General features: G+C 47.0%; 5 protein-coding genes, 1 tRNA gene and 1 pseudogene. All 7 read right to left on the reverse strand.

Features of this window, described 5'->3' with window-relative positions; genetic code table 11:
* A pseudogene (locus V7Z60_RS07190) lies at nt 1–1,018 on the reverse strand (DNA-directed RNA polymerase subunit beta'); the annotation flags it as partial.
* A 35-nt stretch (nt 1,019–1,053) separates the two neighbouring features.
* Nucleotides 1,054–4,638, reverse strand: coding sequence for a DNA-directed RNA polymerase subunit beta (rpoB, locus tag V7Z60_RS07195; RefSeq protein ID WP_334117158.1), 3,585 nt, complete (start codon nt 4,636–4,638; stop codon nt 1,054–1,056).
* 250 nt (nt 4,639–4,888) lie between these two features.
* Nucleotides 4,889–5,215: an AzlD domain-containing protein gene (locus V7Z60_RS07200; protein ID WP_334117159.1), complete on the reverse strand. Its 327-nt coding sequence runs from the start codon at nt 5,213–5,215 to the stop codon at nt 4,889–4,891.
* Nucleotides 5,202–5,909 (reverse strand): AzlC family ABC transporter permease, encoded by a 708-nt coding sequence (locus tag V7Z60_RS07205; protein WP_334117160.1) that lies wholly within the window; start codon nt 5,907–5,909, stop codon nt 5,202–5,204. Before V7Z60_RS07205 ends, V7Z60_RS07200 begins: the two co-directional genes overlap by 14 nt.
* Nucleotides 5,910–6,031: 122 nt before the next feature.
* Nucleotides 6,032–8,536, reverse strand: a complete 2,505-nt coding sequence (locus V7Z60_RS07210) for an ATP-dependent Clp protease ATP-binding subunit (RefSeq protein WP_334117161.1) — start codon at nt 8,534–8,536, stop codon at nt 6,032–6,034.
* A 26-nt stretch (nt 8,537–8,562) separates the two neighbouring features.
* Nucleotides 8,563–9,030 (reverse strand): CtsR family transcriptional regulator, encoded by a 468-nt coding sequence (locus V7Z60_RS07215; RefSeq protein ID WP_334117162.1) that lies wholly within the window; start codon nt 9,028–9,030, stop codon nt 8,563–8,565.
* Nucleotides 9,031–9,369: 339 nt separating this feature from the next.
* A tRNA-Pro gene (locus V7Z60_RS07220) sits at nt 9,370–9,443 on the reverse strand.
* Nucleotides 9,444–9,642: the final 199 nt, after the last annotated feature.

Genomic DNA, 9,642 nt, shown 5'->3' on the forward strand with positions numbered 1-9,642 from the left:
CTGAGTAATCGACACGCTTACCAAGAAGGTTTTGACGGAAACGCCCTTGTTTACCCTTAAGCATGTGCGACAATGACTTGAGGGGACGATTGCCAGGACCCGTAACGGGACGACCGCGACGACCGTTATCAATCAAAGCATCGACAGCTTCCTGCAGCATGCGCTTTTCATTTTGAACAATGATGCCAGGTGCATGAAGTTCAAGCAGACGCTTCAAACGATTATTACGGTTGATGACGCGACGATACAAATCGTTCAAGTCGGAAGTGGCAAAACGACCACCCTCCAATTGGACCATCGGACGAAGATCAGGCGGGATGACAGGAATTGCATCCATGACCATCCATTCAGGACTGTTGCCGGAGCTCAAAAATGCTTCCAAAATATCCAGACGGCGTACGGCACGAGTCCGCTTCTGGCCCGTAGCTTCTTTCAATTCTTCCTTAAGTTCTGCACATTCCTTTTCAAGATCAACATCGCGAAGCAAAGTGCGGATTGCTTCGGCACCCATTGCGGCCTTAAATGACTGACCGTATTCCTGGCGCTTTTCGCGATATTCGCCTTCAGTCATGAGTTGCTTCTTTTCAAGTGGTGAATCACCCGGATCAGTAACAACATAAGAAGCAAAGTAGATTACTTCTTCAAGGGCGCGAGGACTCATGTCAAGCACAAGGCCCATGCGACTTGGAATCCCTTTGAAATACCAAATGTGCGTTACCGGTGCTGCAAGTTCAATGTGACCCATGCGTTCACGACGAACTTTTGAACGAGTGACTTCAACGCCGCAACGATCGCAGACAATACCCTTGTAGCTGACTTTCTTGTACTTGCCGCAAGCACATTCCCAGTCTTTTGTTGGCCCGAAGATTCGTTCATCGAACAGACCGTCTTTTTCTGGTTTCAACGTACGATAGTTGATTGTTTCAGGTTTCTTGACTTCACCGTAAGACCAGCTGCGGATCTTGTCGGATGAAGCCAGACCTATTTGCATGCTATCGAATTTATTGACATCGATCAAAGGACCGACCTCCCTTTTCCATAATTCTTAACTGATTATAATTCAGACTTTGTTTCTTCTTCAGTTTCTTCTGCTTCTTGCTTTTCCTTTTGTTCGCGCGAGAACTTGGCCAAAGCATCAACGTTGACGACTTCATCGTCTTCTTCGTCCATATCGCGCAATTCGATTTCCTGCTTCTTGGAATCAAGAACCTTCATATCAAGTCCCAACGCCTGCAATTCCTTTACGAGAACGCGGAATGATTCAGGAACACCAGGTTGCGGAATCTGCTCGCCCTTGACAATAGCTTCATAAGTCTTGACACGTCCGACAACGTCATCAGACTTGTAAGTCAGGATTTCCTGCAAGGTGTAGGCGGCACCGTAAGCTTCAAGAGCCCAGACTTCCATTTCACCGAAACGTTGTCCACCAAATTGAGCTTTACCGCCAAGAGGCTGTTGCGTAACAAGAGAGTACGGTCCGATTGAACGTGCGTGAATCTTGTCATCGACCATGTGAGCCAGCTTCATGTAGTACATGACTCCGACAGCAATCCGGTTATCAAACGGTTCACCTGTCCGCCCGTCATATAAGATTGACTTGCCATCGGAAGGAAGACCGGCTTCCTTCAAGGCATTCCAGATATCTTCATCACGAGCACCATCAAAGACAGGTGACGTTACGTGAATGCCAAGCTTGCGAGCAGCCATCCCCAAGTGAAGATCAAGTACCTGACCGATATTCATACGTGACGGCACACCCATTGGCGAAAGCATGATGTCGATTGGAGTACCGTCAGGCATAAACGGCATGTCTTCTTCAGGGATAACGACGGAAACCGTACCCTTGTTGCCGTGACGGCCGGCCATCTTGTCACCGACCTGAAGCTTGCGTTTTTGTGCAATATAAACACGAACCATCATATTTACGCCAGGTGCCAGTTCGTCACCTGCTTCACGAGTGAAGATCTTGACGTCCTGGACAATCCCGCCGCCGCCATGAGGAACGCGAAGGGAAGTATCACGTACTTCACGCGCCTTTTCGCCAAAAATTGCGTGCAGGAGACGTTCTTCGGCTGAAAGCTCAGTAACACCCTTTGGAGTTACCTTGCCGACCAAAATGTCGCCATCCTTGACTTCGGCACCAACACGAACAATCCCGAATTCATCGAGGTTCTTCAATGCGTCTTCACCGACGTTAGGAATTTCGCGAGTCATTTCTTCAGGTCCGAGCTTCGTATCACGTGCTTCTGATTCATGTTCCTCGATATGAATCGACGTATAAACGTCTTCCTTAACCAGACGCTCGTTAATTGCAATCGCATCTTCGAAATTGTAGCCATCCCATGTCATGAAGGCAATCAGAGGGTTCTGACCCAAGGCCAGTTCACCTTGTTCCATTGAAGGACCGTCCGCCAGAACTTCATCGGCATCAACATGATCGCCAACGCGAACAATCGGAGTCTGGTTGTAGTTCTTGCCGCCGTTTGAACGACGGAACTTCATCAGCTTGTATGAATCGAGCGCTCCGTCTTCGCGACGAACTCTGATTTCTCTGGCATCAACATATTCAATCGTTCCGGCATGTTCCGCAATCAAGGCATCTCCGGAGTCATGAGCAGCCTTATATTCGATACCGGTACCGACAAGCGGTGCGTGCGGCTTGATCAAAGGAACGGCCTGACGCTGCATGTTGGCACCCATCAAGGCACGGTTGGAGTCATCGTTTTCCAGGAAAGGAATACATGCCGTCGCAACAGCAACTACCTGCTTAGGCGAAACGTCCATGTAGTCAACCTTGTCAACTGAAATTTCAATGTTTTCATCCTTGCTGCGAGCCATAACAACAGGATCCACGAAGGAGCCGTCATCATTAAGCGGTGAGTTGGCCTGCGCAACAACGTAATTGTCTTCTTCATCAGCCGTCAGATAGTCAATCTTGTCCGTAACCTTGTGCGTATCCCATGAAACGCGACGATAAGGCGTTTCAACAAAGCCGTACTTGTTGACGTGCGCATACGTCGACAAACTGTTAATCAACCCGATGTTAGGACCTTCGGGCGTTTCAATCGGGCACATGCGGCCATAGTGCGTATAGTGAACGTCACGAACTTCATACCCGGCACGGTCACGCGTCAAACCGCCGGGTCCCAAGGCTGACAAACGACGCTTGTGCGTAAGTTCGCCAAGCGGATTCGTCTGATCCATGAACTGCGACAGCTGGGAGCTTCCGAAGAATTCCTTGATTGAAGCTACGACAGGTCGAATGTTAATCAGCTGTTGCGGCGTAACCGTTGCTATATCTTGAATAGACATGCGTTCGCGAACAACACGTTCCATTCTCGTCAAACCGATTCGGAATTGGTTTTGAAGCAATTCGCCAACGGAACGGATGCGACGGTTGCCCAAGTGGTCGATATCGTCAGTTGATCCGAGACCTTCCTGCAAATTGAAGAAGTAGTTCATTGATGCCAGAATGTCCGATGGCGTAATGTGCTTGTATTCCAGAGGAACGTTGCCATTGCCAATCAAGTTGATGACTTCTTCAGGGTTGGTTTCTGAATAAACCTTGATGATCTGGAGCGTCATTGGTTCCTGGACAACGCCTTCTTCTGACGGATGGAACGTGAACATCTTGAAATCGTCACGTTTCAAGTAAGGAGCAAGCTTTTCCATGATTGGCTTCGTAACGACTTCGCCGCTTTCGACAATAATCTCTCCCGTTTCAGGATCAGCCAACGTTTCGGCCAGACGAGCGCCCAGAAGACGCGTCTTAAGGTCAAGCTTCTTATTAATCTTGTAACGGCCGACTGCAGCAAGATCATAGCGTTTCGGATCAAAGAAGCGCGCCGTCAGCAAACTGCGTGAAGAATCAGCCGTCTTAGGTTCACCTGGACGCAGACGTTCGTAGATATCCTTCAAGGATTCTTCAACACGCGAATCTTCCGTATTCTTGTGAACGTCCTTTTCCAAAGTGTTCATCAAGCAGTCGTTCTGGCCGAGAATTTCGATAATCTCGGAGTCTGTACCATACCCGAGCGCACGAACAAGTTCCGTCAAAGGAATCTTGCGCGTCCTGTCGATACGCACGTATGAAATGTTCTTGGCATCCGTTTCATATTCAAGCCATGCGCCACGGTTAGGAATAACCGTAGTGCCGTATGTTTCACGACCGTTCTTGTCCATTTCGGAGTTAAAGTAAACGCCTGGAGAACGGACAAGCTGAGAAACGATAACACGCTCTGCACCGTTGATAATGAACGTGCCCTGCTTCGTCATCAGAGGAAAATCACCGAAAAATACGTCTTGAGACTTGATTTCGCCGGTTTCCTTGTTAATCAAACGCAATGTTACGTGCAAAGGAGCTGAGTAGTTGGCGTCATGCTCACGAGCCTCATCAACCGTATACTTAGGTTCCAATAATTGATAGTTTACGAATTCAAGCGACAATTTGCCGGCAAAGTCTTCGATTGGCATAATGTCCTCAAACATTTCGCGAAGTCCTTCATCCAAGAACCACTTGTATGAGTCCGTCTGAATCTCAATCAAGTTTGGCAATTCGAGAACTTCTTTAATTCGAGAATAACTTCTGCGCACACGGTGCTTGCCGTATTTTACTAAATGTCCTGCCAAGTTGTTCACCTCTCCAAAAATTTGCTGTGAAATTAAGCACTGTCGAAATGTTACATTTGTGTTACAAATGATCTTTTTTCAATTCATTTCGTGAATTTTGGCAAAAAAAAACCAAAAACAGTTCTGTTTAACTTGAATAAACCTCACTATTTTTGCTTCTTCTTTTGCTCAACATGGACAATATATCACATTGAGCATCTAAATTCACAGTTTTATGCATTTACATATTTTAACAACAAGTCAACAGATTGTCAAGTACTTACAAAAAGCATCTGACAACCGCCATTGAAATGATTCCCACAATCACGACGACCATCAGACTTTTTGAAATGACCGCTGCCAAAACCGTCGGAATCGAGGCAAGCAGATTTTCAACATTGACCGTCGGCAGACTGCCAAGGTGCTGAACGAACAGATTGTCAAACCACAATGCCGACATGATGACTACGGGCACAAAGCTTAAGTATTCGACCACTGCATTTGGCAAATGAAATTTTTTCAGCAAAACGAACGGTACGACTCGTGAAAGCCACGTCACCAGGCCGCACAAGAAAATCGTCAAAATCACAAAACTAACAGAACGCATGCTTTAATGCCACCCCGATTCCACATCCGACCAAAGTTACAAACACGACCAGCAAATTTTCAGGAATGAAAATCATCCCTGAAAAGACCAGCGCCAAGGTCACAAGAACCATGACAAACTGCAAGCCCCTGGGCAGAGAATCATCAGCAATAATCTGCAGATAAAGCAGCCCGACAAACATCGCAACCAAGGCAAAATCCATTCCGAAACGCTCAGGGTTGCCGATGAAACTTCCCAGGACTCCGCCAACATAAGATGAGACCGCCCAGGTAACGTATGCAATCAGATTAGCAGAATTGAACCATTCAAAATTCAGGATGCCACCGGTGCGATTTTTCTTATTCATGCTCAAGGCAAAAGTTTCATCAGTCAATAAAGATCCTATCAAAACGTTTCTTGACATGCTTTCCCTTGAAAAATAAGGAGCAACGTTCATGGACATCAGAATCATCCGCGAATTGACCAGAAAGGTCGACAAGACGATTGATGCCAGCGGACTTCCCGCCTGCAGCATGCTGACGGTTACGAACTGTGCGGAACCACCGTATGTCACGAGCGACATCAGCGTGATGATCCACGGCGAAAGTCCCGCTGATCTGCCAACAACCCCAAATGCCAGGCCAATGCCGATGTAGCCGAAAACAGTCGGCAGCGTATCGGTTACTCCCGTCCTGGCGTCAAGTTCATCATTCACATAAACCACCCCCGTAGTGTATTGATTACAAGGATACACCGATATTCGGATGATTTCCACAAGTTTTTGAAAACAACGCCGTTTTGTCAAAAAGAGCCGGCAAAAGCCGGCTCTTTAGCTTGCTATTTGGCAGCCTGTTTCTTAACGGCCGCTTTTTTGTCACTGTCCTTTTGAGGCGTATTGACCGTCAAGGTAATTTTGCCTTTTTTCGCACCGATTGTGACTGTATCTCCAATCTGAATCTTTCCTTGAAGCAATGCCTCGCTCAAAAGATCCTCAACTTCGGTTTGCAACGCACGTCTGATCGGTCGGGCACCGTATTCGGGATCAAAGCCGGCCTTTGCAACGACGGCAATTGCAGCAGGAGTGACCTTGAGCTTGACCTTTTGCTCGGCAATCCGCTTAATGACGTCTTTGGCCATCAACTTGACGATTTGATGCAGCTCATCTTTTTCAAGTGAATGGAAGATGACGATTTCGTCAATTCTGTTTAAAAATTCAGGCCTGAAACGCTTCTTCAGCGATTCTCTGATCTTGGAAGACATTGCCGCATAGTCATTTGAAAGATCCGCCGCACCGAAACCGACCGATTTTTCGTCACGCAATGCCGTTGCGCCAAGGTTAGACGTCATAATAATGATCGTGTTCCTGAAATTGACCTTTCGTCCTTTTGAATCCGTCAAATATCCGTCATCCAACACTTGCAGCAGGATGTTGAAAACATCCGGATGGGCTTTTTCGACTTCATCAAGCAAAACGACCGAATAAGGCCTGTTGCGGACCTTTTCCGTCAGCTGTCCGCCCTCATCGTACCCAACGTATCCCGGAGGAGCACCGATCAAGCGACTGGTTGAATATTTCTCCATATATTCGCTCATATCGATTCTGATCATGGCGTCTTCCGAACCAAACATCGCCTCTGCCAAAGCCTTGGCAAGCTCGGTCTTTCCGACGCCTGTCGGTCCAAGAAACATGAACGACCCGATTGGACGAGTCGGATCGGACAAACCGCTTCTTGCACGTCTGATTGCTTTTGACACGGCCTTGATAGCTTCATCTTGTCCGATAACGCGCTTATGCAGAATCTTTTCCAGGTTAATCAGACGTTCGCTTTCTGTTTTCGTCAGCTGCGTAACGGGCACGCCCGTCCACTCGGAAACAACCGTCGCAACGTCTTCTGCCGAAACGACGCCGGCGTATTCCTTCTTTTCGTCTTTTTTACGCTTGGCTTCTTCGATCCTGGCGATTTTTTCCTTTGCTTCCAGAGCCTGATTGCGCAATTTTGCCGCCTCTTCAAATTTTTCGTCAAGCAACGCCTGTTCTTGTTTCCTGGCAATTTCGGACAATTCCTTGTTCAAATCCAGCAGCTTGACGTTTTTCCCCGCCTTGACGATTCTCAGACGTGCTGCAGCCTCGTCCATCAAATCAATTGCCTTATCGGGCAAAAAGCGTTTCGTAATGTAGCGACTGCTTAAGTGTACGGCTGCTTCCAGGGCTTCATCCGAAATTTTCACCTTATGATGTTCTTCGTAACGCGGACGAACGCCCTTCAAAATTTCCAATGCAGCCTCCTGGCTCGGTTCTTCAACAACAACGGTCGCAAAACGTCGTTCCAAGGCAGGATCTGATTCAACATACTTTTGGTATTCATCAAGCGTCGTTGCTCCGATGACCTGCACTTCACCTCTGGCAAGCGCAGGTTTTAAAATATTGGAAGCATCAATCGCCCCTTCAGCGCCGCCAGCACCAATGAGCGTGTGCATCTCATCAATAAACAGAATAACGTTTCCGTCGCTGTAAACTTCTTCAAGAATCTTTTTCAAACGATCTTCGAATTCGCCGCGGTATTTTGTGCCGGCAACAAGCGATCCCATATCAAGCATCATCAAACGATCATTCTGCAGGTTCTCGGGAACGCAACCCTCGACGATGGCCTGTGCCAAGCCTTCAGCAACCGCTGTTTTGCCAACGCCGGGCTCACCTAAAAGAACCGGATTGTTTTTTGTCCTGCGACTCAGAATCTGAATAATCCGATTGACTTCCTTTTCCCGCCCGATTACGGGATCAATCATGTTTTCAGCCGCCATCTCGGTCATGTCGCGACCAAGCTCATCCAAGGTCGGCGTCTTTGACTTGCCCTGCTGTTCCTCGGCTTTTTTTGTCACGCGCCGCAATTGGCTTTGACTGATGCCGAGCCTGCGCAGAAGAATTTGACGAAGTTTTTTGCAATCCACATGCAGACTGGTTAATATTCGTGACGAAAGGATGTCTTCATCGCTCAACAATGCCAAAAGAAAATGTTCGGTCCCGATTCTGACGGCTCCCGTCAAATACGCCTGTTTCTTGGTTTCGTCCAAAACTGCCTTAGCCTTGGGAGAATACGGCAAATAGTTTCCTGGCGACTGACGCATCAAATTGCCGTACCCGGCCAATCGTTCGATTTCCCGGCGAACATCGCCAGGCGTCACCATCGCCTGTTTCAAGACCTGACCTGCCACGCCCTTTTCCTCAATAGTCAATGCAAGGAGCAAGTGTTCTGTCCCGATTGCCTGATGTCTGAAATAATTTGCCTGTTCCTGCGCAATCGCCATTACTCGTTTTGCGCTGTCAGTATATAAATCGTCCATGGAATTACCTTCCTTCTTTAGTGTTGTCAGTCAGCACACTTCAGCCTGTTGATAACGCTCTTTAAAATGCGCGCACGCACGATATCTCCAATCTCACGGTCGCTGAAGGCCAAAACGTTGCGGTTAAACGTGCTTAAAATGAGATTTGCTTCTCTTCTGTTCAAAAAATGATTCTCATACAGAGCCTGAACCACCTTGAAAGCATCCGTTTCCGTTATGGATTCGCCGGTATACTCGATCAATTCATTCAAGTATTCCGCATCATCGACCAAATCGACTTTCTCAATCCTGATGTATCCGCCGCCGCCACGCTTGCTTTCAACCAGGTAACCATTCTGAACTGTAAAACGCGTTTTGATTACATAGTTGATCTGTGACGGAACGCAGTCAAACTGCTGAGCTATTTCCGAACGCTTGATTTCAATTGAAGGAGACTCTTTCAAGATGCTTTTTAAATATTGCTCAATTATATCAGAAATATTCCGATTCTGCATACTCTACCACCCTTCCTCGCGTTTTGACTATGTTTGACTATTATTATAGACGCGTCAGGTGACATTTTGCAATCAATATCCCTTGTCATCCGCATGAAAACATGTTTTGATCCCGCAATTGCAGACGTTTTCCAGGCTTTTCAATCCTGTGGTAACTACAATTAATTATAGTCTTTTCAGAAAATTTTTGCACTATGATTTATAATGCAATCCGGACTCCGTTCAAGAACAAGAGCATGACAAAGTTCATGAAATCAAAAAAACCAGGGTGCGATTTCCATAACCATCGCATCCTGGATACCATCGCAACAATCATTGTTGCGAACCATTTTATTAAAATCGGGAAAACAGGATTTGAACCTGCGACCCCCACGTCCCGAACGTGGTGCTCTACCAAGCTGAGCTATTTCCCGGTAACCATAATCTATTATAGTATTTTAAAAATGATTTTGCACTATATTTATTACAAAATATCAAAAAATATAATGCACGCAGTTAAACAGTTTCACACGCCTCAATTCGAAAAGGCCGCATCAACCCAACCGCAATCCATTTAAATCGGGAAAACAGGATTCGAACCTGCGACCCCCTGGTCCCAAACCAGGTGCTCTA

The sequence above is a fragment of the Ligilactobacillus sp. genome (assembly GCF_036846325.1).
GTDB lineage: Bacteria > Bacillota > Bacilli > Lactobacillales > Lactobacillaceae > Ligilactobacillus.

What these genes read in the sequence shown, in the direction of transcription:
- V7Z60_RS07215 (WP_334117162.1), bottom strand. Translation starts at nt 9,030, where the DNA reads ATGCAGAATCGGAATATTTCTGATATAATTGAGCAATATTTAAAAAGC.
- V7Z60_RS07210 (WP_334117161.1), bottom strand. Translation starts at nt 8,536, where the DNA reads ATGGACGATTTATATACTGACAGCGCAAAACGAGTAATGGCGATTGCG.
- V7Z60_RS07200 (WP_334117159.1), bottom strand. Translation starts at nt 5,215, where the DNA reads ATGCGTTCTGTTAGTTTTGTGATTTTGACGATTTTCTTGTGCGGCCTG.